Annotated in this window: 17 protein-coding genes; 5 read left to right on the forward strand and 12 right to left on the reverse strand. The window is 66.2% G+C overall.

Annotated features, from left to right (window positions below; all coding sequences use genetic code 11):
* From FRC96_RS08395 to gap, 5 genes are all read right to left on the reverse strand, one after another.
* A partial coding sequence (locus tag FRC96_RS08395; RefSeq protein ID WP_230470027.1) for a hypothetical protein occupies window positions 1-2310 on the reverse strand: 2310 nt, incomplete at its 3' end.
* Window positions 2311-2529: 219 nt separating this feature from the next.
* Entirely contained in the window at window positions 2530-3270 is a 741-nt protein-coding gene (locus FRC96_RS08400; RefSeq protein ID WP_146974054.1) for a DUF4241 domain-containing protein, read from the reverse strand.
* Between the two features lie 179 nt (window positions 3271-3449).
* Window positions 3450-4220 carry a triose-phosphate isomerase gene (gene tpiA / locus FRC96_RS08405; protein WP_146974055.1) on the reverse strand — a complete coding sequence of 257 codons (771 nt, stop codon included), beginning with the start codon at window positions 4218-4220 and terminating at the stop codon, window positions 3450-3452.
* Window positions 4221-4620: 400 nt separating this feature from the next.
* On the reverse strand, window positions 4621-5853 hold the full coding sequence (locus FRC96_RS08410; RefSeq protein WP_146974056.1) for a phosphoglycerate kinase: 1233 nt from the start codon (window positions 5851-5853) through the stop codon (window positions 4621-4623).
* 351 nt (window positions 5854-6204) lie between these two features.
* Complete coding sequence (gene gap, locus FRC96_RS08415) at window positions 6205-7212, reverse strand: type I glyceraldehyde-3-phosphate dehydrogenase (RefSeq protein ID WP_146974057.1); 1008 nt, start codon at window positions 7210-7212, stop codon at window positions 6205-6207.
* Between the two features lie 425 nt (window positions 7213-7637).
* Between gap and FRC96_RS08420 the strand changes: the two genes are divergently transcribed.
* The gene (locus tag FRC96_RS08420) at window positions 7638-8294 is read left to right on the forward strand and encodes a hypothetical protein (protein WP_146974058.1); all 657 of its coding nucleotides are present in this window, start codon (window positions 7638-7640) and stop codon (window positions 8292-8294) included.
* A gap of 68 nt (window positions 8295-8362) precedes the next feature.
* Here the strand turns inward: FRC96_RS08420 and FRC96_RS08425 are convergent, their stop codons facing one another.
* Window positions 8363-9196 carry a zinc-dependent peptidase gene (locus FRC96_RS08425; protein WP_146974059.1) on the reverse strand — a complete coding sequence of 278 codons (834 nt, stop codon included), beginning with the start codon at window positions 9194-9196 and terminating at the stop codon, window positions 8363-8365.
* A gap of 236 nt (window positions 9197-9432) precedes the next feature.
* On the opposite strand from FRC96_RS08425, the gene FRC96_RS08430 reads away from it, so the two are divergent.
* Window positions 9433-10782 (forward strand): hypothetical protein, encoded by a 1350-nt coding sequence (locus FRC96_RS08430; RefSeq protein WP_146974060.1) that lies wholly within the window; start codon window positions 9433-9435, stop codon window positions 10780-10782.
* Between the two features lie 106 nt (window positions 10783-10888).
* Here FRC96_RS08430 and speB read toward each other — a convergent pair whose 3' ends face one another.
* The gene (gene speB / locus FRC96_RS08435; RefSeq protein WP_146974061.1) at window positions 10889-11782 is read right to left on the reverse strand and encodes an agmatinase; all 894 of its coding nucleotides are present in this window, start codon (window positions 11780-11782) and stop codon (window positions 10889-10891) included.
* A 304-nt stretch (window positions 11783-12086) separates the two neighbouring features.
* Here speB and FRC96_RS08440 point away from each other — a divergent pair, with 304 nt between their 5' ends.
* The 3 genes from FRC96_RS08440 to rsmG all read left to right on the forward strand — a co-directional run bounded on the left by FRC96_RS08440 (window position 12087) and on the right by rsmG (window position 17054).
* Window positions 12087-13700 (forward strand): aldehyde dehydrogenase family protein, encoded by a 1614-nt coding sequence (locus FRC96_RS08440; protein ID WP_146974062.1) that lies wholly within the window; start codon window positions 12087-12089, stop codon window positions 13698-13700.
* Window positions 13701-13844: 144 nt separating this feature from the next.
* The gene (locus tag FRC96_RS08445; protein WP_146974063.1) at window positions 13845-16406 is read left to right on the forward strand and encodes an AAA family ATPase; all 2562 of its coding nucleotides are present in this window, start codon (window positions 13845-13847) and stop codon (window positions 16404-16406) included.
* 21 nt (window positions 16407-16427) lie between these two features.
* A complete protein-coding gene (gene rsmG / locus FRC96_RS08450; RefSeq protein ID WP_146974064.1) occupies window positions 16428-17054 on the forward strand; it encodes a 16S rRNA (guanine(527)-N(7))-methyltransferase RsmG in 627 nt (208 codons plus the stop codon).
* A 40-nt stretch (window positions 17055-17094) separates the two neighbouring features.
* On the opposite strand, the gene FRC96_RS08455 is transcribed toward rsmG, so the two are convergent.
* The 5 genes from FRC96_RS08455 to FRC96_RS08475 all read right to left on the reverse strand — a co-directional run bounded on the left by FRC96_RS08455 (window position 17095) and on the right by FRC96_RS08475 (window position 24090).
* Window positions 17095-18429 (reverse strand): hypothetical protein, encoded by a 1335-nt coding sequence (locus FRC96_RS08455; protein ID WP_146974065.1) that lies wholly within the window; start codon window positions 18427-18429, stop codon window positions 17095-17097.
* Entirely contained in the window at window positions 18426-20396 is a 1971-nt protein-coding gene (locus FRC96_RS08460) for a choice-of-anchor D domain-containing protein (RefSeq protein WP_146974066.1), read from the reverse strand. The genes FRC96_RS08455 and FRC96_RS08460 overlap by 4 nt, the downstream gene beginning before the upstream one ends.
* Before the next feature lie 232 nt (window positions 20397-20628).
* The gene (locus tag FRC96_RS08465; protein WP_146974067.1) at window positions 20629-21039 is read right to left on the reverse strand and encodes a DUF2752 domain-containing protein; all 411 of its coding nucleotides are present in this window, start codon (window positions 21037-21039) and stop codon (window positions 20629-20631) included.
* A 21-nt stretch (window positions 21040-21060) separates the two neighbouring features.
* Window positions 21061-22092 carry a hypothetical protein gene (locus FRC96_RS08470; protein WP_146974068.1) on the reverse strand — a complete coding sequence of 344 codons (1032 nt, stop codon included), beginning with the start codon at window positions 22090-22092 and terminating at the stop codon, window positions 21061-21063.
* Window positions 22093-22149: 57 nt separating this feature from the next.
* Window positions 22150-24090: a DNA gyrase/topoisomerase IV subunit B gene (locus FRC96_RS08475; RefSeq protein ID WP_146974069.1), complete on the reverse strand. Its 1941-nt coding sequence runs from the start codon at window positions 24088-24090 to the stop codon at window positions 22150-22152.
* Between the last annotated feature and the right edge of the window lie 29 nt (window positions 24091-24119).

A 24119-nucleotide genomic window follows, 5' to 3' on the forward strand; every position in this document is an offset into this window, starting at 1 on the left:
CGCTTCGCTCGGAGCGCCTTTGACGGGGTGCAACTCGGCGGTGGGGGCGGGCGGCGCGGGCTGGATCTCCTCGCGCTCCTCGGGCGCGGCCGCTTCAAGCGGTGCCGGGGCGTCGGCCGCCGCCTCGCTCCGGGGCTCGGCCTCGTCAAGCGGCGCTTCATCGACAGGCGGCTCATTGAGGGGCTCTTCGTCGACGGGCTCCAACACGGCGGCCTGTGGCGCGCTGGCCTCGCTCCGATCTTCGGCGCGCATCGGGGGCACGACGTTCTCGGAGACCTCGTTGAGGATGTCGCTCCAGCCTTTGTCGACGCCTTCAACGTCGTCATCCGCGTCGTGGGCGTCGCGTGGGTCGGAAAGACCGGCGTCCTCGGGTCGGGCCTCGCGCTCTTCGGCGTCGGCGACCATGGCCTCCGAGATGCTGGACGCCTCGGCCGGGGTCGAGGCGACGTCGCTGGCCTGGGAGGAGAGCTCGTCGGCGGAGAGGGCGGGCATGCCAAAGGAGGTCGCGCCCACCTCGGCGTAGGGGGCCGGGGTGTCGTCGGCGCTCTCAAAGGCGACCGACGAAGGGGAGTAGATCTCGGTGTGCGAGGCCCCCATCGCGCCTTCTTCCTCGTCGTCGGCCGCCGACGACGCGACCTCGAAGTGGCGAGGAGTTTCGCTGGCCGAGGAGCTCAACTCCCCGGAGAAGGCCGCTGGCGAGAAGTCCGCGGTGATCTCCATCGGATCTTTCGGAGCCTCGGAGGCTTCGGAAGGATCGGGAAAAAGCGGCAGCTCGACGAGCTCATCGGTGAGCGGCGCCTCATAGGAATCCGAGCGCTCGCCAGCGCCGTCGCGCATCGCCACGGCTGGCGCGTCCGCCGGCTCCGAAACGTCGGAAACGTCGGAGACTTCCGAAGGCTCGGAGACGTGGGTGGGCTCGCTCGTTTCAGTCGCCTCAGAGACTTCGGAAGGTTCGGAAGGTTCGGAGACTTCGGATGCCTCCGAGCTCTCAGAGACCTCGGAAGGTTCGGAAGGTTCGGAGGCTTCGCTGATGCCAAAGGCCTCGGAGATGGCGCCGATGACCTCCGGTTCGGGGAGTTTGGAGCCGAGATCCAGGGGCTCGGAGGGCTCGTCGGTGGCGTGGCTGATGTCGATGATCTCCCAGCGGTGGCGGCCGCGCTGCCGGCTGGCGATGGTCATCTCGATGAGGGAGTCTTCAAAGCCCAGGCCGAGCTGATGGCGAGGCGCGGGCAGCGGGGGGATGCGTTCGGCCGGGGGAGGAAGGGTGCCGGTTTTGGCGCGGCGGATGAGCTCTTCGAGCTGGCGGCCGACGAGCGCGGCGGCCTCGACGAGCTCATCGAGGGCGAAGGTCTCTGAGACCTCATCGAGGCGGACGGCGGCGCGGGGGTCGGTCGGAGCGCCGAGCAGCGCCATGGCCGCTCGCCCGCCGATGCGCACCGGGATCATCGCCAGAAGGGGCGGCGCCTCGACCTCCAACGCTTCAAAGAGGGGCTCAAGCCCGAGCTCGGCGGCGCTGCCGGTGAGCAGCGCGTCGCGATCCTGGCGAGCGTGGTCCAGGGTGGTGGCCGCCTTGCGCTCGCGCAGCGCGTCGACCCGCTCAAACTGAGCATCGAGCGCCGGCCAGTCTTCCTGGAAATAGGGCTGCACCCCCTTCTTGCTCAGCACCACAATGAGTCGGCGAGTGAGGCGACCGGCGGCCATCCTCAGGAGGGCTTTGAGGAGCGTGTCGCGGTCGAAGCATTGCTCAAAGAAGGCCAGGCGATCGGCCTCCTCCCAGGTGTTGACCTGGAGGCTGGTGGAGCTTTTGAGGAGGTCGTAGAGCTCGGGCTGATCGCCGGCGGTGGCGAAGCCCATGGTCACCGGATGCTCGCGCAGGTAGGCGGTGGCGAAGTCGGGGAGCTCGTCGCCCACAAAGAAGTGGCGGGCCTGAAGGTAGCGCAGCTGCGGCCAGATGTACTGGCGCAGCGGCAGCCCCAGCGACTCTTCGACGATCTGACGCGCCATGGCGTTGAGGGGCTCGACGACCAGCACATCGACGCGCTCGCCAGCGCGGCGGCGCACCGGCAGCACCTCGTACTGGCGGATGGCCTCGGGGCCCAGCGCGCTCAAGAGCTCGCGTTGGATGAAGAGCCCCTCGGCGTAGCCCGCCGGGGGCAGGTCGAACTCGAGCGAGAGGGCTTCGAGAAGATCGGCCTCCTCAAGCGCGGCGCGCGTTAAAAGGGCGCTCGAAGCGTGCGTTTTAAAGGTCGCACGCAGGGTGTCTCGGAGCTCGGACTCAACCTTGCCGTCGTCGACCAGTCGGTCGATCACCTTGTCCTGGTGTCCCAAATTCAACCCCTTGCTTGCGCCCGCGAGAGCAGAGCGTTCCGCGCCATGCCTTTCAAGGCAGTCATCCTATGCGGGCTTGCCGAGGGGGGCAAGCAGGGCAAGCACCCAAAATGGGGCGCGAGCGCCTGCTTTGTGTCCCCCGAAAGGGTGAGGTGACGCGGGTGCTCGCGCGATGGGCTGAACCTTCCGACGCAGGTGACCTTATTCGAACTCGTCGAGGGAGGTGGCCGCGGGCAGCGGAAAGGAGGGGAAGCGCAGATCGAGGACCTGAAAGTCGGTCACCACGTTGACGACCTGCCCGTCATCGTCCAGCCCCACATAGGTGGGGTAGTGGCCGGGACCAAAGCCCGCGTCGAAGGCGATGAGGTTGAGCCCTTCGGGCATCGGCAGCTTGAGATCGCGGCGCAGATCGAGGGTGCCGTAGCCGGCGCCGGCGCGGCGGCGCTTGCGCAGACGCGCGAGGAGCAGGCGCTCAAAGTCGTTGTCTTCGGGCATCACGATCTGGTGGTAGTCGATCAGCGCGCCGGCGGTGGTGGCGTCCATAAAGGCGCCCAGCGAGGAGTCGACCGGGTAGCCCGGATCTTCATCGAGGGTGTCGAGCAGGGAGGGGCGCGGGGCGTCGGGCTGGTCGGAGTTGGCCGCCGGCAGGCTCATCTCGGCCGGCTCCCACCGTCGCACCGGGCCCTCGCCGACGCGCACCACGGCGTAGGCGTTGCGGCGCTCGTCGCGAAGCTCGGCGACGAGCAGGTGCACCGGGTACTGTCCCGGTTCCAGGTTCAGCGCGAAGGGTTCGGTGTCTAAGGCGTGCAGCGGGTCGCAGGCGATGAGCTGACCGGAGGGGAGGTTGATCGTGCCCACTGAACGGCGATGCACGACGATGTCGAAGCCCAGCCCGTCGATGATGGTGCCGTCTTCGAAGTCGCGAAAGGCGTGAAAGCGCATGGGTTTGCCATGGGTAGAAGGACGCACCGAAAGCGAAGGCGCGCCGCTCCCGGACCCTTGAAGGCCTGGCCCGGGATGCCTGAATCAAACGACTCGCGGAGGGGCGATTATTTCGATCGCAGAAGGCGCAACAGGCCCGAGAGGTTGGCCCTGAATGCGCCTCAGCGCGGCGCCCGGGCTCAGCCGGCGGCGGCCTGCTGGACGGCGATCTGGCAGAGCTCCAGATAACTCTCCGCCTTAAGGCTCGCCCCGCCCACCAGCCCGCCGTCGATGTCGGGCTGGGAGAGGAGTTCGGCGAAGTTGGAGGGTTTGACGCTGCCGCCGTAGAGGATGGGGATGGCCTGGGCGCTCTCGCGATCGAAACGATCTTCGAGCACCTCGCGCAAGAAGGCGTGCACCTCCTGGGCCTGCTGCGGCGAGGCGGTCTTGCCGGTGCCGATGGCCCAGATGGGCTCGTAGGCGAGGATGACGCGACGAGCCTCGTCGGCGCTGAGCCCGGAGAGGGCGGCGCGGACCTGGAACTCGACCTTGTCGCGGGTGCGGCCGCCCTCGCGCTCCTCCAGCGACTCGCCAAAGCAGACGATGGGGTGGAGGCCCTGCGCGAGCAGGGCGCGGGTCTTGCGGTTGACCCCTTCGTCGTCTTCGCCGAAGTACTGGCGGCGCTCGCTATGCCCCAGGATCGCGTAGCGCACCCCGAGCTCGCGCAGCATCGGGGCGGCGAGCTCGCCGGTGTAGGCGCCGGACTCGGCCCAGTGGGCGTTCTGGCTGGCGAGCAGCACCGGGGAGGAGGCCAGGGCCTCGCTCAAAGCGGAGATGTGCAGGGCGACCGGGGCGACGATGGCGGTCACCCCCCGGGTGGGAGCTCCCTCGGCGATGGCGCGGCCCAGGGTGAGGGCGTCGGCCTGAGTGAGGTTCATCTTCCAGTTTCCAGCGACGATGGTCGTACGCATGGGGAGCTCCGGGTGGTGGGCCGCCGCGCGCCCGGTGTGGGAAGCGGCGGGAGGGTTGAGGTCAGTCAGCGCGCCGGCGTTTCGAGTTACCCGGGGGGGGGGTGCGTCTCCGGGGGCTCGCGTTGCCGGCTCCTTCGGTGGTGATGTCGGGCATCAACACGGCTGCGCAGGCGTCCTGGCGAGGTGACGTGGATACTCTCGCACGAGGCGATCGCTCGCTTCAAGAGGACCCGTCCACCCCGAGTTGGTGAGTTCCGAAAAAAGATGGTCCCGATCGAAGATCGGTCGAGCCTTGAATTTGAGTTCAGGCGCTAAGGCGTTGAAATGATTGAAAGATTTCCCGCGTGATTGGTGCGCTCGCGCGGGCAACCTTTTGATACGTCTTGGTGTCGCGACGCGCTCAATCGATGGGGTAGTTCGCGCGCAAGGCGTCGATGCCCGGGAGCGATTTGCCTTCGAGAAGCTCCAGGCTGGCGCCGCCGCCGGTGGAGACATGGTCGATGGACTCGGCCAGCCCCGCCTTCTCGATCGCGGCCAGCGAATCGCCACCGCCGACCACGGTGTAACCCTCGGCGTTGGCCATCGCGCGGGCCACGGCGAAGGTGCCTTCGGCGAAGGCCGGCTTCTCGAAGACCCCCATCGGGCCGTTCCAGAAGATGGTGGAGGCGCGGGCGATGGCGCGACCGTACTCCTCGGCGGTACGCGGGCCGATGTCCAGGCCCATGGAGCCGCCGGGCACCACGTTATCGTCGGTGATGGTCGCCTCGGTGGCCTCAAAGCTCGGGGCGACGCGGTGGTCGACCGGCAGGCGCAGTTTGACGCCCTGGGCTTTGGCGCGGTTGAGGATGGAGGTGGCCTGGTCGATGAAGTCGCGCTCGACCAGCGACTCTCCCACGCCTACTCCCTGCGCGACCAGGAAGGTGTAGGCCATCGCCCCGCCGATGAGGATCTCGTCGACCTTGTCGAGCAGGCTCATCAAGACGCCGAGCTTGTCGCTGACCTTGGCGCCGCCGACCACCGCCACAAAGGGCTTCTCGGGACGCTGGAGCAGGCGGCCCAGGCCCTGCAACTCCGCGCGCATCAGCAGCCCGGCGGCCTTATGGTTGCGATCGAAGTATTTGTTGATCGTGTACACCGAGGCGTGCGCGCGGTGCGCGGCGCCGAAGGCGTCGTTGACATAAAAGTCCGCCAGCTCCGCCAGCTCCTTTGCGAACCCGTCATCTCCCGACTCCTCGCCGGGCTCAAAACGCAGGTTTTCAAGGAGCATCACCTGATGACGGGGCTTCAAGTCGGCGATGATCTCGGCCACATCCGGGCCCACGACCGCCTCGGGGAAGACCACCTCGACGTCGTAGAGCAGAGTGTCGGTGTCGAGGAGCTGGGCCAGGCGCGCGGCCACCGGCTCCAGGGTGTACTTCGGGTTGACCTTGCCTCTGGGGCGGCCCAGGTGGCTGCACAGGATCACCTTCGCGCCGGCCTCCAGGCAATGCACGATCGTGGGCAGCGCGGCGCGAATACGCGTGTCATCGGCGACCTCCCCGTTGTTGAGCGGGGTGTTAAAATCGACGCGGATCAGCACGCGTTTTTCGTTGAGGTCGAGCTCGTCGACGAATTTAATGCCGGTGGTGTCCATCAGGCTTTTGGGCTCCGCAGCGTCGGGCGCAAGCGCCCCACAGGTTCAGTCGAAAAGTCAGCGGTCATGTTAGCAAGTGCGGGAGACGCTTCCGCGCTGGAAGCGTCTCCCGCACCCGACCCCCCTTTAAGCATCGCTAAAAAGGTCGGTGCTTATTACGCCGTGAGCTATCGTTGACGCCGTATCTGCTGCGTTGAGAACTCCTCGGGCAGCGTTGCAAAGCCTCGACGATGCTAAAGCATCGCCTGTGTTTTGCGCCTTGCCCGAGAAGCTCTCAACTTCGCAGCTATCGACGTCAACTTCTACTCACGACGTAGTCAGGGTGGGTGTTTTGCGTGTGAAATCAGAGGCTTACGCGGTCTTTTTGGCGATAAACTTCGCCACATCGACCATGCGGTTGGAGAAGCCCCACTCGTTGTCGTACCAGGAGATGACTTTGATGAAGTCATCGCCCAGCGCCATCGTGGACAGGCCGTCGACGATCGAGGAGTTGGGGTTGCCGATGTAGTCCGAGGAGACCAGCGGCTCGTCGGAGAAGCCCAGGATACCCTTGAGCGGGCCTTCGGCCGCTTCGCGAAGCGCCTTGTTGACGGAGTCGACGTCGGCTTTTTTGCCAAGACGCACGGTCAGGTCGATGCAGGAGACGTTGGGGGTGGGCACGCGGATGGCCATACCGTCGAGCTTGCCCTTGAGCTGGGGGAGGACCTTGGTCACGGCGATGGCCGCGCCGGTGGTGGTGGGGATCATGTTGACGGCCGCCGCCCGCGCCCGACGGAAGTCGGAGGGGTGGGGGGTGTCCAGGATCACCTGGTCGTTGGTGTAGGAGTGCACCGTGGTCATCAGGCCGAGCTCAATGCCGAAGACCTCGTCGAGGACTTTGGCCACCGGCGCCAGGCAGTTGGTGGTGCAGCTGGCGACGTCGACGATCTTCATGTCGTCGTTGAAGTCGTCGTTGTTCACGCCCATGCAGAGCGAGAGGTCGACGCCTTTGCCCGGGGCCGAGATCAGCACGCGTTTGGCGCCGGCATCCAGGTGCTTGGCGGCCTGCTCGCGCTTGCGGAAGACGCCGGTGCTCTCGATGACCATGTCGACGCCGAGCTCACCCCAGGGGAGCTCCGCCGGATCGCGCAGCGAGGTGACCTTGAGCAGCTTGCCGTCGATGCGGATGCCGCCGTCGACCGCCTCCACCGTGCCCGGGTAGGTGCCGTGCACCGAGTCGTATTTGAAGAGCACCGCCAGCTGCTCCGGGCTGGTCAGGTCGTTGACGGCGACCAGCTCGACGTCCGGGTCGGCCAGCGCAATTCGTCCCACACAACGTCCAATACGTCCAAATCCATTAATCGCGATCTTCGTCGTCATTGTATCTCCATGTTGGGGTCAGGGGTCGTTGGTAGGTTGGATCTACGGCGCCTGGCCGGCGCGTGTCTGTGGCTGGTTCTCTAACACTCGCGCGCCCAATGCAAGGCTCGACCGGGGTCGCGATGTGGGTCGCGGGTTCCGTCCGTCTCGGAGCCGGTAGCTTAGGCACCCTCCGGCGTAAAACAAGGTCTGGGGTTCTTGCCGGGGCGGTGCGCAGGTCGCCCCCTCAGATAAGGAATGCGCATTGTGTCGGTAGTGCTTAAAAGAAGTGTGTGCCCGGGCGTGTAAGGCTCTCTTGTAAAGTTAGGTTGCGCGCCGGCAGGGGTTGGGCTAAGGGGTGCGCATATTTTTCCAGTGGGAGCCGCGACGAGTGCCTTCGACGAGGGGTCGGGCAACTTCGAGTGTGTGGCGATATGGAGGTCGCAATGGGGCTGGCAATTGGTGTGGGAGCGCTGGTGCTCTTTGAGCAGGACAATCCGGCGGCGGCGCAGGCGATGCGCGACGATCTGGCGTATATTAACACCGTGTTGGAGGCCGAGGGGCTGCCCACGCATCAGGAACCCGAGCATTTTGAGGGCATCGAGGGGGGGCGGCCGAAGCCGCGTGCTTCGCTGAACTCGTTTCCTTACTCCTGGCTGCATTACCTGCGGCGCTTCGGTGCGCATATCATGCGCGATCCACGCTGGGTGCCCTACCCGGTGGAGCCGGGCGAAGATCCGGCCGACGACCGGGTGCTACGCCAGCTCTACCGTCAGCTGCGCTCGCACCTGCTCTGCCACTCCGACAGCGAGGGGTATTACCTGCCGATCGACTTTCACGAGATCTACTTTGATCCGAAGCATAAGATCCGCGGTGGGGCGCTGGGCTCGTCGATTCGGCTGCGCGAGGAGCTCTTGCTCCTGACCGACGCGTTGGAGATCGAGGTCGACGCCGAGGGCAATCTCGATGACGACTACGCCGCCGAGCTGGCCGCCCAGCGCCCGGCCGGTCAACCCTTTGCGATCGAGCGCCTGGTGTGGCTCTCGCTCTATGAGGCGGCGCGTCTGAGCATTGAGCATAAGACGGCGATCACCTTTTATTGATCACGACTTTTCGGGCGATCGCGTCGACGTCGACGTGCCCCGAAAAACGAGCGCAGTGAGTCTGGCGCTTAGAGAAAATCCAGAGGATCGCCCGGGCCAAAGAGGGGGCGACCCACCTCTTCGGGTTCGGCGTCGGGGTCGTCTTCGGGGAGCTCGTGGGACTCGCAGCCGCAGGGGATGATATGCGGGTCGAGGCGGTAAAAACGCGCGAGCTCTTCGTAAAGATCGGGGGCCTCGTCGAGGAGCACATCCGGCAGCTCGAAGAAGGCTTCGGTGGCCACGGCAAAGAACTCCGCCTCATCTTCGGCGCCGTAAAGATCGAGAAAGGCCTGCTCGGGGTGCTGGCGCAGCGCGTCAAAATAATGCTGGAAGACGCGCGCCCAGGGCTCATAATCTTCCCCGCTGTGCAGAAGGGGGGTGCCGTCAAAATAGCCGCTGGAGACGTCGAGCACGTGGGCGAGCTCGTGGAGAATGGGGTTGAACCCGCTGCAGGGGTAGGCCAGGCCCTGCTGGCAGGCCGGCCAGCTGAGCACGACGGTGCCAAAGGGGTGGGCCTCCCCGTGGATCGGGCCGCCGAAGGCGTCATCGGGGCGCGTGAAGTCTTCGCCGTAGACGACGAACTCGCTGAGGCGCTCAAAGGCGTCCAGGGGAAGCGCGCGGGCCATGCGCGCGCCCTGAATGGCCAGGGTCAGCCGAATGGTGTCGTCGAGCTCAAAGCCGCCGGCGCCGACCCAGTGTTTTTGTTTCATGAGGATCTTCAGGTGCGACTTCAGCCCCTGGCGCTCTTCGAGGCTGAGTGCGTCGAGAAAGGGCAGCGCCTCGGCCAGAGCGTGGTGCCAGGCGGGGGGCAGCGGCTCTTTGAGCAGGGCGTTTCGTCGGAGGCGTTTGAAGAGGCCGAACATGAAGACTCAGGGGGTAAGAAGGGCAGAGGCGGCGCGCTGGCGAGGTTATAGCGTGACAACAGGCTTCATGCGAAGCTGCGCGGGTGCTTCAAAGGTGCTCGCGCGGGGTTGCCTCGCCAGCGCCCGGGCTTGAAAAGTCGCCACTGGCGAGGCTACCAAAGAGGGCAGTGCGATGGTGATGGATCGTTAAAGCGCGAAAAGGTTGCGAGTTTTCGCCGAATCGAAAGGTGCAGGCTGTGAGCGTAAAGATGATGTTTGGGAAGATCGCCGGGGTGTGGCTGGTCACGCTGTGTGTGCTTTTGGCCGGGGTCGGTGTGGCCACTGCGCAGGAGCAGGCGCCGCTGCGGCTGGGCTACATCAACACCGCCGGCGACAGCGGTGAGCGATCCTACGAGAGCATCGAAGATGCGCTGGAGGAGAGCACCCAGATCGAGCTGCTCGATGATGGCGAGGTCCTGGCGAGCGCGCAGGCGATGGGGCTGGAGCTTGCGACGTTTCGGCAGAGCGCGCTGCGCGAGGAGAATCGCGCCGCCTTTGCGCAGCTGATGTCCGAGGAGAACATCGAGGGGCTGCTCATCCACGATGTCTTCGGCGGGGGCAACACCCTGCAGGTGGTGGTGCTGGGGCCGCGTGGCGAGGAGCTGGCCGATGTGCGTTACAGCATTCGTCGGGGGCGCATCGATCAGGATGGCGTGATGCAGGTGCTGCGGGAGGTCTTCTCGGCGTTGGTGCCGGAGGTGTTGGCCTACCGGGAGGCGCAGGAGCTGGAGCGTCAACGCCAGCTTGAGGAAGAAGAGGCCGCCCGCGCCCAGACCGAGGCCCAGGTCGAGCCCCTCGATCAGGAGGACGATCTTCGGGCAGCTGCCGTCGCCCGGCATCGCCAGCAGTACGGTAACATGGCGCCGCACCTGAAGGTGCGTGCCGGGCTGATGGTGGGACAGCGGATGATGCGCCAGAGCACCAACGAGGCCTTTGAGATCAATCACAACACGCCGCTCTTTGGAGGGGGAGCGCGCGTGGACGCGATGCTGGCGATCTTTGATGGAGGTCGGGCGGCGCTGGAGGTGGGAGCGCATTTCGACGTCGCGCCTTATACCTCGCAGTTTGCCGATGAGCCGCTGGCCGGGCAGTACATGCGCGGGGGCGGGCAGGTGCGTTATGTGCGCGGGCTGGGGCCCTCGCTGAAAGGGCGCGGGCTTGTGGGCGCGGAGATCTTGAGCGCGACGCTGGCGCCCAACGCCCTCTACACCGGTCACAGCTACCTGACGGCCCAGCTGGGCGTGGGGCTGGGCTATGCGTTCGGGGAGCTTGCGGAGCTGAACCTGGCCGCGCTCTTTACGCCGGTGATCAGCGGCACGAACTCCGCCGGGGCGTATGGCGAGGGGAGCTTCGCGCCGAGCGCGTCGGCGCAGGTGGGGCTTGTGGTGCGCACCTTTGAGCCCTTCTTGATCGGGGTGGATTACACCTACCAGCTGCACCTGCGGGAGTTCCCGGATCCGGTGATTGTGGAGGCGCCGGTGAGCAGCCGCGACCAGTTTCATACGGTGCTGATCTCGGCGGGTTACCGCTTTGATTTTGGCGGGTGAGCTGGCGAGTCAGCGGGGGATGCTGCACCATGCTAACGAGGCGCTCACCCGCATGGGGAGCGCCTCGTCGCAGGTTGTTTTTAGAGGCCAGTGAGGCTGTTCAGGCTCAGGCCTGGGTGGCGATCATGAACTCGCGGATCATCTTGGCAGCGAGCGCCGAGGTGATGCCGGCGTGGTCCAGGGGAGGGCTGGTCTCGACCAGATCGAAGCCCACGAGGTTCTCGAAGGTGGGCAGGAAACGGGCAATCGCCAGGGCCTGGTGGCTGCTCAGGCCGCCGGGCTCCGGGGTGCCGGTGCCCGGGGCGTAGGCCGGGTCGACCGCGTCGATATCAAAGGTGCAGTAGACGGGGCGGTCGCCCCAGAGATCGCGCAACTTCTCAAGCTCCGCGACGAGCTCGGAGGTTGACTCGGTGAGGATCTGGGGGATGTGCTGGTGGGCGAACTCCGCCTCTTCGGCCGGGCCGCTACGCACGCCGACCTGCACCAGGCGCGGGGGCTGGTCGGTGGGGCTCATGCCCAGCGCGTTCCAGCACAGGCGCAGGGCGGTGGCGTGGCTGAGCTCCTGATCGGCGTAGGTGTGTCGAAGATCGAAGTGGGCGTCGACGTGCAGGATCACCGCGTCGGGAAAATGCTTTGCGATGGCGCGCACGATGCCGGCGCTCACCAGGTGTTCGCCGCCCATGGCCACCGGGCGCTTGCCGGCGTTGAGGATCTGATCGACGGCTTCTTCGATGACGTCGAGGCAGGCCGCCGGGTTTCCGAAGGGAAGATCGAGGTCGCCGGCGTCGAAGAAGGTGTCGTCGGCCAGGGCGCGGCGCTGCTCGACGGAGTACTCTTCGAGGTTGTCGGCGAAGTAGCGGATCTCGCGCGGCCCCAGGCGCGTGCCGGCCCGAAAGCAGCACGTAAAGTCCATGGGGATGCCAAAGAGGATGTTGGAGGCGGCCTCAAAGCTTGGGGCTGAGCCCAGAAACTGTCCGTAGGGTTTGTCGACAAAGGTCATCGCAGGCTCCGGGCGCCGAAGAGAGCGCGTGGCAGGGGGGCGAAAAGGGTCGATGAGAGGGGCGTTAACGGGCTGGCGAGGCAGGCGTTTGCGCCGCCGAGCGTGTAGCTGAAAAGCGCGCGGGGGGCAATCGCGGCGCGCAGATCGGGCTTGACCTTAACGGGGGAGGATTTACCATCTGCCCATTGTGTATTCACTGTGCTGGCGAGTGACCTGGGAGTCTCGCGGTCGGGTCAACTCTGCTCTTCGAGGGTTCGAGGAGGGGAGTCGTATGCGCCGCGTCTTGCTCTGAGGAGACTCCTGTATGGAAACACCCGCGCGACACAGCCCATCGTTCGAGACGACTGACCAGCTCCCCGAGGCGTCCATCAAGCGTCCGGGTGGGGAGATGATCACCAGTTACAACCCGGCCAACCAGCACGCCATCGGGGAGGTGGCGCGTACGATGGGGTCGCAGGCCGCCGAGGTGATGGGGCGTGCGGGGGAGGCGCAGCGGGCCTGGCGGCGGCGTCCGCTGGTGCAGCGCCTTGAGGTCGCTCAGGAGGTGCTCGGCGCGCTGATGGACTGGCGCGAGGATCTTCTGGAGCTGGGGATTGAAGAGCTGGGGATGACGCCCCTGGAGATGCGTCGCGCCTGGTGGCGGATGATGGCGATTTTAAGGGAGGTGCTCGACGCCGCGCCGACCTCCTTGAGTGAGGAGGCGCTGAAGGTGGGCGGGGGGCTCTTCTCGCGGCGACGCGAGCGGGCGGCGGCGTACTGGCGGCCGCGGGGGGTGGTGGCGTGTGTGGCGGGAAGCTATGACGTGCTGGAGAGCGCGGTGGTGCAGGGGATGGCGGCGCTGGTGGCGGGCAACACGGTGGTGGTGGCGGCCGATGAGCGCGCGCCGCTCTTGCTGAGCTCGGTGGGCAATGTGATCGCTCAGACGATCGCCTCACCGGCGGTGTGGACGACGGTCTGCGGGAGCGATGAGCTCGCTGAAGAGCTTGCGCGGCGCGCCGATGCGGTGGTGGTGCAGGGCTCGGCCAGCCGGGTGCGGCGCGTGCGTGGGGCGGCGGCCGAGGGGCTGGTGCCGATCTGGGGCGATGCGCCGGGGGCGGATGTGGCGGTGGTGCTCAATGATGCGGATCTGGTCGCCGCGGCGCGGGCGGTGGTCTGGGGCGCGATGTGCGGCGCGGGCCGGCGAAGGGCGGCGATTCGGCGGGTGTGGGTGCAGCAGTCGATCGCGGCGGTGTTCACCGATCAGGTTGTCGCCGAGGTGCTGCGTCTGCGTCAGGGGATGCCCGGGGTCGAAGAGGTGGAGGTGGGGCCCCAGGCGGACTTCGGGGAGGTGGAGCTGCTTGAGGAGCTCATCGATGACGCGGTGGAGCAGGGCGCGAAGTTGCTGGTCGGGGGCTCGCGGCGACGGCGTTGTGAGGGGGCGTTTTTTGAGCCGACGGTGATCAGCGGCGTCGATGAGACGATGCAGCTGTGGAAGGCGGCGGTGCCGGGTCCGATTGTGGCGCTGACGGTGATGCGTTCGCCGGCGGAAGCCTCGATGCGTTGCCGCGATCGGGGTGGTCCTGTTCGGGCGTCGATCTTTAGTAAAAGCGTGAGCGTCGCCCGGGAGGTGGGGATGCAGTTTGAGGCGGCGGTGGTCGGGATCAACGAGCCGGTGAGCGATCTTCCGCCGGGCTATGGTCCGCAGGAGGCGGCCTGCGGGGGGCTGCGGCAGCTCGACGCCATAGAGGCGCTGCGCGCCTCATCGCGACGCGCGGTGATGGTGGAGTCGGCGCCGGGGTTTGGCCGCGGCATCAACCTGCGCGGCTTCGCCGATGCGGAGCGGCAGCAGCGGCTGCTCGACGCCTGGACAGCGCTGCGATTTGAGCGTGGCGTCGCCCGGCGGGTCACCCGCATCTGGAACCACCTGCGCCCGGGATAATGCGCTGTCGGCGCAAGGCCAGCGCTGCGCCGGCGCGCCCGGTCTGTACAGCCCTCCGGGGCACCGATAGAGTGGAAGATCGGACCGGCCTGCGACCTTTATACGAAGGTTGTCGGCGCGGGGCCGATCTTTTGGAGGCGAGTTATGACGGATGCATCAGTGGAGCTGGCCGGACGGCTTCTGGAAAAGATTGAGGCGTGTGAAGACGAGGAGCGCTACCGCGATTATCGCGATCAGCTCTACGCGCTGGGCACGCCGATCCTGGGGGTGTTGCGGGATAATCTGGGGCATCGCCATCATCTGCGTCGCATGGCTGCGGCGACCAACCTGGGGAGGCTGGGGGATCGGGAGTCGATCCCGAAGCTCATCGGGTTGATCCACGATCCGCACGCCGGGGTGCGCGAGATGGCGCTCTTCTCGCTGGGCATCCTGGGGGATTCGGCCAGCACCGAAGCGGTGCTGGGCGCGATGCATGATTACGATGCGGACGTGCGCTATCGCGCGCTGGTGGCCCTGGGGGATCTGAACTACGCGCATCTCGAAGAGGTGTTGATTCGGGCGATGGAGGATGAGTCGTACGGGGTGCGCGAGCAGGCGCTTACGCAACTTCGCACCGTGGGGACGCCGCGTTGTTTGCCAGTGGTGCTCAAGGCGCTGCTGGAGCGCGAGCTGGAGATGCAACAGAGCGCCGAGGAGATCCTCGACCGCCTGGTGCCGCGGCTGACGCGGGAGCAGTACAAGAAACTTCCCGATCAGCTCACCCCCCGGGAGCGTCGCCTGGTGCTCAACTACCTGGAGGCACGCAACCTCCAGGAGGTCTACGGCACGTTGTGGCAGCGCCTGCAGCTGGTCTCCAAGACGTCGACGCCCTCGCGCGGGCTCGATAAGTACGGGCGACTTCTGCATACCGATGAGGAGCGCCCCTTTTTGACGCGGGCGTTTGAGCGCGAGGAGGTCGTCAGCACGTTGGTGGAGCACTTCACCGACGATCGCAGCCAGCGCAGCATGTTGCTGGTGGGCGAGGCCGGGGTGGGCAAGACTGCGATCATTCACGAGGTCGCCCTGCGGCTGAGCACGGATGAAGAGGGCTGGCAGATCCTGGAGACGAACACCAGCGAGCTCATCAGCGGGACGCGTTATCTGGGCGACTGGGAGACCAAGCTCAAGGAGATGGCCGAGGCGATCCTCAAGCACGACAAGGTGTTGATGTACATCACCAACCCCAACGATCTGCTGGGGGCGGGGGCGCACTCCAAGAGCGATGAGAACTTTGCGGACTTCTTTAAGCCCTACCTGCAGCGTGGTCAGCTGCGCATCATCGCCGAGTGCACCGAAGAAGATCTGAAGAACGGGCTGAGCCGCGATCCGGGCTTCTTGCGGCTCTTCCGTCAGGTCAAAGTGCAGCCGATGGATGAGGCCGAGACACTTGCGGTGCTCACGCGGCGGTTGAGCGCGCTGAACCTCAACGAAGATCGCTTGCTGCACGCCGAGCCGGGGTGTCTGGAGCAGGTCCGCGACTTCGCCGAGAGTTTTTACACGCGCAGCTTTGCGCCGGGGCGGGCCTGCGACCTGATGGATGCGTTGATCGATTACACCCTCCGCCAGGAAGAGCCGACCACGGGTGAGTTTGTGCTGCGCAGCCATAACATCCCGCCCTGTCTGGCGGAGGTCACGGGCATGAGCCTGGATCTTCTCGACGACACGCGGCCGATGAACCTGGAGGAGACCCGGGCGTGGTTTAAGCGTCGGGTCATCGACCAGGAGCGGGCGGTGGATGCGATCGTCGACCGGCTGGCGATGGTCAAGACGGGCATGCACGATCCGGCGCGCCCCCTGGGGGTGTTCTTCCTGGTGGGGCCGACCGGGGTGGGGAAGACCTACTTTACGGGGCTTGTGGCCGAGCGTCTCTTCGGCTCGAAGTCGCGCATGGTGCGTTTTGATCTGAGTGAGTATCAGGGGCGCTTTGCGCTGGAGAAGTTGATCGGTTCTCCGCATGACAAAGACCGCGAGGGTCTGCTCACCGAGGCGATCCGCAACCAGCCCTTCTCGGTGTTGCTCTTTGATGAGTTTGAGAAGGCCGACGCCGAGATCTTCAACCTCTTTTTGCAGATCCTCGATGAGGGGCGGCTGACCGACGCGCGTGGTCGCACCACGGACTTTCGCCAGACCCTGATCTTTTTGACGAGCAACCTGGGGGCCTCGCGCACCAGCGTGCAGGCGATGGGGTTTGGGCCCGAGGATCGCCGCCAGGAGCAGGGCACGCATATCCGCAACAAGCTCGATGAGTTCTTCGCCCCGGAGTTTCTTAACCGCCTCGATGAGGTGTTGGTCTTTAACCCGCTGACCCCCGATGCGATGGAGCGCCTGGTGGAGCTGGAGCTGAACAAGGCGCTGGAGCGTCGCGGGTTTAAGCGTCGGCGTCTGCAGGTCGAGGTTGACCCGGCGGCGCGGCGCTGGCTAGAAGCGCGGGGGTTCAGCGAGCGCTTTGGCGCCCGCGAGCTCAAACGCACGCTGGAGAAACACGTGCTCACCGCGATCAGCCGCGCGCTGCTGGAGAGTCCGGGGCCGCATACCGGCAAGAGCGCGCGTGTGGGTGTGGAGGACGATCAGATCCGCGTGACTCTGCATAAGCTCACCACCCCTCCGGCGAAGTCGCCGGGCCTGCCGCGCGAGCCGCGCACACCGAGTCGGGTGGAGACGCCTTAACGCCATGAAGTGAGAGTCAGGATGAACGATGTCGAGCGATTCTGCGCGGCGCGCGGGCTGCCCGCAGATGCCCGCAGCCTGGAGCGCCTGGAGCAGTACGTGGGGCTGCTGCTGCAGTTTAATGAGGCGATGAACCTCATCGGCCCGATGGATCGCCAGGAGGTGATCGACGAGCTGATCCTCGACAGCCTGGTGGCCGCCGAGGCCCGTCAGCCGGCCGGCCCGATACTCGATGTGGGCACCGGGGCGGGGCTGCCGGGGATGGTGCTCAAGATCGTCTACAGCGATCTTCCGATCACGCTGGTGGAGCCGCGCCGCAAGCGCGCGACCTTCCTCAAAATTGTGACGCACCGCCTGGGGTTGAGCGAAGTTTCGATTCGCAATGAGCGCATCGAAGAGGTCGAGGGCGACGCTTTCGATTATGTGATCTCCAAGGCGTTTCAGGCGCCGGTGCAGTGGCTGGAGACGGCGCGCCCCTATGTGGCCCCGGGCGGTGCGGTGGTGTGCATGGCGCGCGAGCGCGACCGCCCCGAACTCTCCGAGCTCGCCGCCCGCCTCGATCTTCACCTGGCCGGCACCGCCGCCGGCGCCGGAGAGGGCGAGGAGCTGCGCGTGAGTTTTGCGTTTGAGGCCCCTCGCCAGGCGTGAGCGCGGCTCAGGTTTGTCCCCGTCGGGGGGGAGGTTTGCTTTAACGGCGGCGTCGGCGCGCGCTCAGAAGTGCGATGGCGATCAGCCCCCACCACCTGGCTCCGATAGACCCACCCGCCTGCGCGCAGCCCGGCTCGCCAGCCTGACCGGCGTCGGCTGCGTCGGGGATGTCGCCGGCGTCGGTGATGTCGCCGGCGTCGGTCGCCTCATCGTCAAACACGTCCGGGTCAATGCCCAGGCCGCGGGCCAGCTCGGGCCACACCGCCTGACAGAGGTTGGCGGTGTCGTCGGCGTTTCGGCATGTGCTCTGCGGTCCCCGAAGCTCACGGAAGTCCACCAGGGGCTCGACCTCGCCATCTTCGTCGAGCAGCGCCAGATCAAAGCCGTCGGTGGCGCGGTGCCCGCAGATCAGGAGCCCTTTGGCGGTGGGGGTCAGACAGCGGGCGTGATGCTCGGAGGGGAGTTCGTGCCAGAGTTCGGGGGCCTGCTGCCCAATAGCAGCGCGCTCGGCGGTGAAGATGCCCGGGCTAGCGTCGGAGCCGCTGAGCCAGGCGCGCTCGCCATCGGTCGAGAGGGCGCCGGCGGCCGGCCAGGCGTCGAGCTCAAAGACCGGGGCGCCGGGGGCGGGCAGAGCAGAGAGCGCGCTCCAGTAGACCTCCTGCGCTTCGGGGCCCTGGGCGTGCCAGAGGAGCTGACCTTCGGCGGCGTCCAAAAGGTAAGGGTAGCGGCGATCGGCGGGGAGCTCGAAGAGGTTGAGTGTGGGTGCGGCTGAGCGCACATCGAGGTGGGCCACCACAGCCTCACCGCGGCGCGCATCCGGGGTGCGAAAGGCGCTCAGCGCCACCTGGCCCTCGCCGACAAAACGCACGCCGGTGGGACGAAGATCGCTTAAGTCGACCTCAAGCGGACGCCAGGTGCGGCCGGCGTCCGCGCTGTAATGAAGCTGCGCGCCGGTGGCGTCGGCCAGAGCTACCATGACCTCGCCAGTGGCCGGGCGGTGGTCGGCGTCGACCGGGGGGAGCGCGTAGGTGTGCACCACCTCGATCTGACAGTCTGGTTCGCTCAGCGCCACGCGATCCTCACCCAGGCTCACCCAGAGATCCGAGGCAAAGGGAAGCATCAGGTAGGTCTCGCCAGCCTCAAAGGCCTCTTCGCAGATGTAGCGCGAGGGCGCGCTCTGCGACATCACCCCGAAATTGGTCGAGAGCGCCCAGAGCACATCGCCCCCACCGGGGTCGGTGAGGGCGAAGGCCTGGCGCGCCCGGGGGGGCGCGCCGTGGGCATAAAGCGCTGGCGAGGCGCTCAAAAGGGTGGCCGCCGCCAGCGCGGCAAGCGATGCCGGGCGGCGGCCGAAGCTGGCGAGGGTGTGGATCATTGGACCGGGAAGCCGAAGTCGATCACGTCGCGACGGTACACGTCGGTGCTCGGCCAGCGGATGTTGGCCACGTGCCAGAAGTAGCCCTCTGAGGGCAGGTAGGTGTTGCGCAGCTGGAAGCGAAGCTCGCCGCGGATGTAGATGCGCACCGTGGCGTAGGCCGCGCCCAGGCCGCGGTCGGTGAAGTAGTAGACGCCCACGCCGTACTCCAGGCCCGACTCCGGGTTGGAGTGGTTGATGTTCTCCGGGCCGCCGCAGCAGGTGTCGTCGATGTCGAGGCGAGGATCGTCGCGCTCGTCTTCGGGGTTGCCCCAGTTGGGGAAGCGGTTGTTCCAGTAGACGCTGCCATCGCCATTCCAGCGGCCCGAGGGGTGGAGGTAGTGCAGGTCGAGGTCGACGCCGGCCTCCGGGGTGGGGTTGGCCACGCCGGGAGCGTCCCAGACCAGCTGGATGTGCACATCATCTTCGGGGATGGCCTGAATGGTGACGGTGGCCGGCTCGCCACAGCTGGCGACACCCTGGTTGTCGTAGACCATCAGCTCGACCACATAGGTGCCGGCAAGATCCAGGTAGAGGGTGGGGTCGGCGAGGTTGGGGCTGGGGCTCACGCGGGCCTGGGAGTTCTCGGGGGACTCCAGGATGGTCCACTCGTAGAAGTCGACCTGCCCGTCGGGATCGAAGCTCGAGCCGCCGAGAAGTTCAATGGTGTTGAGCGGAAGGGCGGTGCCTTCGGTGAAGGTGCGGGTGGTGTTGAGGATGCGGCCTTCGGCCACGGCCACCGGGCACTCGTTGTCGGTGCCCTCGCCAAGCAGCGCGATCTCGTAGGGCGAAGCGACGGGGTCGTTGCTCTCGATGGTCAGCTTCGCCTCGTAGGACGCCGTCTCGGAGATGGGCGCAAAAAGTGCCTGGAAGGTCGCCGAGCGCGAGGGATCGATGATGACCGGCGCGTCGTCCGGGTCGCCGCCGAGCGGGTCGAGGTTGAGGTCGAAGACGCTCTCGGTGTTCTCGCTCACGAAGATGTTGGTGAGCTCCAGGGGGGTCTCGGCGCTGCAGTTGGTGATGACGATGGAGCGGCGGCCGACCTGACCGGCGGAGCTGGCGCCGAAGTCGAGCACCTCGCCCTGGTTGACCTCCATGCAGGGGGAGCCGCTGTTGCCGATCAGCTCCAGCGAGAAGGTCGAGCGGTTGGGATCGTTGGAGAGGATCGTGATCTCGCCGGAGGAGGGGTTGTTATTGACCGGGCGGAACCAGATGCGGATGTCGAAGGATTCGCCGGGCTCAAGCACCTCGGGCCACTGGTCGGTGTCGCTCTCAAGGTCGGCCGGGTCGGCGCCCGGGGCCGGGAAGGCGATGTCGAAGTCGCTGTTCTGGCCGAGCAGGATCTGGCTGATGGTCAGCGGGGTGGTGCCGATGTTCTGGATGGTGGTCAGCGTCCAGGCTTCTTCGCCGGCGGGCACGCGGTTAAAACGCACGGCCTGGTTGCCGAAGATCTGCGGTCCGAGCTGCGGGGTGTTGAGCTCGACGATGACCTCGGCGTTGTCCGGGTCGTTGGTCTGCATGCGGACTTCGGCGCGGGCCGGGTCGGGGCTGACCGGGATGTAGCTCACGTTGAACTCGTGCGACTCGCCCACCGGGATCTGCAGGGTGCTCAAAAAGCCCTGGCCGCGACGAAACTGCGGGGTGGGGCTCTCATCGATGAGCTCCATCTCGGTGATGTTGAGCACCGAGCCGCCGGTGTTGCTGATGATCAGCGTCGTGGTCTCGCGCTCTCCGATGGGGGTGTCGGGGAAGTTGAAGCTCGACGGGGAGACGAGGATCGACGGCGCATCGAGTCCGGAGAGGTTGTCGCCATCGCCATCATCGTCGCCGCAGCCAACCGCGCCGACGAGCAACATCATGGCCAGGGGCAACAGGAAGGACGAGAGCCGACCGGCGCTCGGAGTGTGGGAAAGAAGCGGGTTGAACATAGGTTCCTCTCAGACTTCGGAGACCGAATCGTGGTGCAGGCCGGGGATGGCCTTCAGGGGAGGGGAGGAGTCGCGGAGCTGCGATGAGCGCGTCAGGGAGACGCCGCCGCGTGGGGGATCGCCGCCGTCGTAAGCTGGCCCGGCGACAGGACCATTCGCGGCGAATAGTAGCTATCTTCTCAAACACATACAAGGATCGAGGTGGTGGCGCCGAGCGGGGGAGAGGGGGCGCTTAGATGCCGGCCTTGTAGAGGTAGAACCAGTTGGCCGCCGGGAGCAGCAGGAGCAGCGCTTTGAAGACGAGATCTTCGCGGTGGCTTAAGCTCAAGACGAGGCGGCGCTGGCGCAGGTAGGTGAAGAGGCTGAGCACGCCCCAGATGGCGATCACGGCGTAGAGGGCGATGATCAGCGGCTGAAAGGCGATGGCCGTGGCGATGTCGCCGCGTGTCAGCGCCAGCGTGGCGCGGGTGGCCCCGCAGGTCAGGCAGGGCATCTCGAAGAGGCGCTTCATGCCGCAGGTGGAGAACTCCCAGACGCCGGTGCGCACCGCCCAGGCACCCAGCGGCATCGCAAAGAGGGGCAGCATCACCAGGGCCCCGACCGGGACCTCGCCGAGAGGGCGTTGTGTGATGTAAATGCGCATAAACGTTGAGGGATCGGGTCTTTACCAGAGCTGCAGGAGGATGCCCACGATCTCTTCGGCGGTCAGGCGCGCGGCCTCACCGGGGGTCAGGCCGGTGTGCACCGCGCGGCGAAGCACCGCCGAGATGGCCACCCCGCGGCCGTAGACCGCGCCGGTGGGGGTGGTGATCTCCGAGAAGAAGACGTCGGCCTCGGTCTGGTGCAGGGTGAAGGTCAGGCGCGCGGTGGTCAGGGTGCGCTCCATCGTCTCGATGGCCGCCTGGCGCGAGATGTAGGCGTCGGCCCAGAGCTTCTCTTTTTTGAAGGCGGTGCTCAGCGCTGAGGGCAGCCAGGTGTGCAGTCTTCCGAAGATGCGCTCGGGGTGATCGTGGGTGGCCAGCGCCACCGGCAGGCTGTCGTGCAGGGGGATCACCGCCAGATCGCCGGAGTCGAGGGCGTCGAAGAACTCGTCTTCGTCGACCTCGTCGGCGAGCTGGTCGGCGGCCTCTTCGTCGCGCTCGACCACGGCCCAGAGCCCGGGGGCCAGGCGCGAGTAGGCGCCGCCCTCGGGGTCTTCGACCCAGTCTTCCAGCAGATCGATCCAGGCCCATTTGATGTTGAAGGGGCGGCCAAAGACCTCTTCGAGCTCGTCTTCGTCGAGCTCGTCGTAGACCAGCGCGCTCTCGTCGTCGGGGTGCCAGGTGGGCATGGCCTGGGGGTCGAGGCGGCGGCGGGGCTGAAGATCGTAGCGCAGCGTCTCTTCGAGGCGGTCGACAAAGACGCGGATCACCCCGGCGTCGTCGGCAAAGCCGTAGGTCAGCGCGGCGCGGCGCGTGGCCTCGGGGCCCACGTCGGTGCCGCAGTTCTCACACTCGTAGCCCGCCTTGAGGTAGGCGCGCTCGGCGAGCTCGTCGAGAAGATCGAGGCTTAAGGTGTGAAAGGGGGTGCTGTGGTAGAAGCGCTGGTACTGCACATGCCCGCAGAGCTGGCAGGCGCAGTCCAGGTCGACCATGTACATGACCTCGGGCTCGCCAGCCGGGCCGCGCTGAAAATGAAAGACAAAGGGTTCGGCCATGGAGCGCTCCGGGGCGGCGGATCCGGGGCTCGCGGATCCGCAGAGGGGGTGGGTCGATCAGACGTCGAGCTCGTCGACGTAGCGGGCGTTCTCCATAATGAAATCAAAGCGCAGGGAGGCATCCTTGCCCATCAGCTCACCGATGACCTGATCGGTGTCGTCGCGGTGCTCGTCGCGCACGACCACCTTGAGCAGGCGGCGCTGCTCCGGGTCCAGGGTCGTGGCTTTCAGCGTGTCGGCCATCATCTCGCCGAGCCCCTTAAAGCGCTGCAGGTTGATTTTTTTGGTCTTCTTGCGGCGCTCGAGTTTCTTGAGGGTGCGCTCGCGCTCGACCTCATCGAGGACCCAGAAGGTCTCGTTGCCCCAGTCGATGCGGTAGAGGGGCGGCTGGGCGATGTAGAGGTAGCCCTCGTCGATCAGACGCGGCATGTAGCGGTAGAAGAAGGTCAGAAGCAGGGTGGAGATGTGCAGGCCGTCGCTGTCGGCGTCCATAAGCAGGATGATCTTGTGGTAGCGCAGCTTGGAGGCGTCGAAGTTATCGCCCAGGCCGCAGCCTAAGGCGTCGGCCACGTCGCGCAGCTCCTTGTTGCTGGAGACCTTGGAGAGGGTGGCCTGCTCGGCGTTGAGCACCTTGCCGCGCAGCGGGAGGATGGCCTGGGTGCGGCGATCGCGGCCCTGCTTGGCGTTCCCACCGGCGGAGTTCCCCTCGACGATGAAGAGCTCGCACTCCTCGGGGTCGGTCGAGGAGCAGTCGGCGAGTTTGCCGGGGAGGTTGAGGCGGTGGCTCACAGCGCGCTTGCGCTTGACCTGCTTGGCGGCCGAGCGGCTGGCCTGACGGGCGCGGGCGGCCTGGATGATGCGCTGGGCGATGGCGTTGCCGGTGTTGGAGTTGGCGTTGAGGAAACGCTCCAGCTCCACGCGCACAATGCCCGAGACGATGCTGCGGATGTCCGGGTTGTTGAGCTTGCTCTTGGTCTGGCCCTGGAACTGCGGGTCCATCATAAAGACGCTGATGATGGCCTTAAGCCCCTCGCGGATGTCTTCGGAGGCGATGTTCAGGCTCTTCGGTGCCAGATCGTGGGTGTCGAAGTAGGTGCGCATGGCTTTGACGACGCCGTCTTTAAAGCCCTGCTCGTGGGTGCCGCCGTCGGCGGTGGGGATGCCGTTGACAAAGGCGCGCAGGTCTTCGGAGGTGTCTTCGGTCCACTGCAGCGCGATCTCCACGCGGGCGACGTTGGGCGCCGGATCGGCCTCGCGCACCACCACCACATCGGTATGGATGGGGGGCTGGTTGCTGGATTTCTGGATGTGCGCCAGAAAATCCTTGATGCCGCCCTCGTGCTTGAACTCGTGGAACTTGCCGTGGAGCTCGTCGCGAAAGAGGATGCGCAGGCCCTGGTTGAGATAGCTCTTGATCTCCAGCCACTCGGCGATCAGCGTGGCGTCGAAGCTGGTGTCTTCAAAGATCTCGGGGTCGGGTCGAAAAAAGATCTCGGTGCCCGAGCCACGCGCGTCGCCCATCTCCTGGATCGGGCCCAGCGGGATGCCGCGAGAGAAGGACTGCTCGTGGAGGATGCCGTCGCGTTTGATGCGCGCGATGAGGCTGGTGCTCAGCGCGTTGACCACCGAGGAGCCCACGCCGTGCAGACCACCGGAGGTGAAGTAGTTCTCGTTGTCGAATTTACCCCCGGCGTGCAGGGTCGTCAGGATGATCTCCAGCGCGCTGCGGCCGTTTTTGGGGTGAATGTCGACGGGAATGCCCCGGCCGTTATCGCTGACCGTCATCGACTCGCCATCGGCGTGCAGGGTCACCTCGATAAAGGAGGCGTAGCCGTTGATAGCCTCGTCCACCGAGTTATCGACGACCTCCCAGAGCAGGTGATGGAGCCCGGCCTTGCCGGTGCCGCCGATGTACATGCCGGGGCGTTTGCGCACCGGCTCTAAGCCTTCGAGGATCGTGATGTCTTTGGCGGTGTATTGACCAGCGGTGGCGCTCATAACTCAGCCGTCTTGCGAGAGGTTTTCTA

The organism is Lujinxingia vulgaris, from assembly GCF_007997005.1.
Taxonomy (GTDB): Bacteria; Myxococcota_A; Bradymonadia; order Bradymonadales; family Bradymonadaceae; genus Lujinxingia.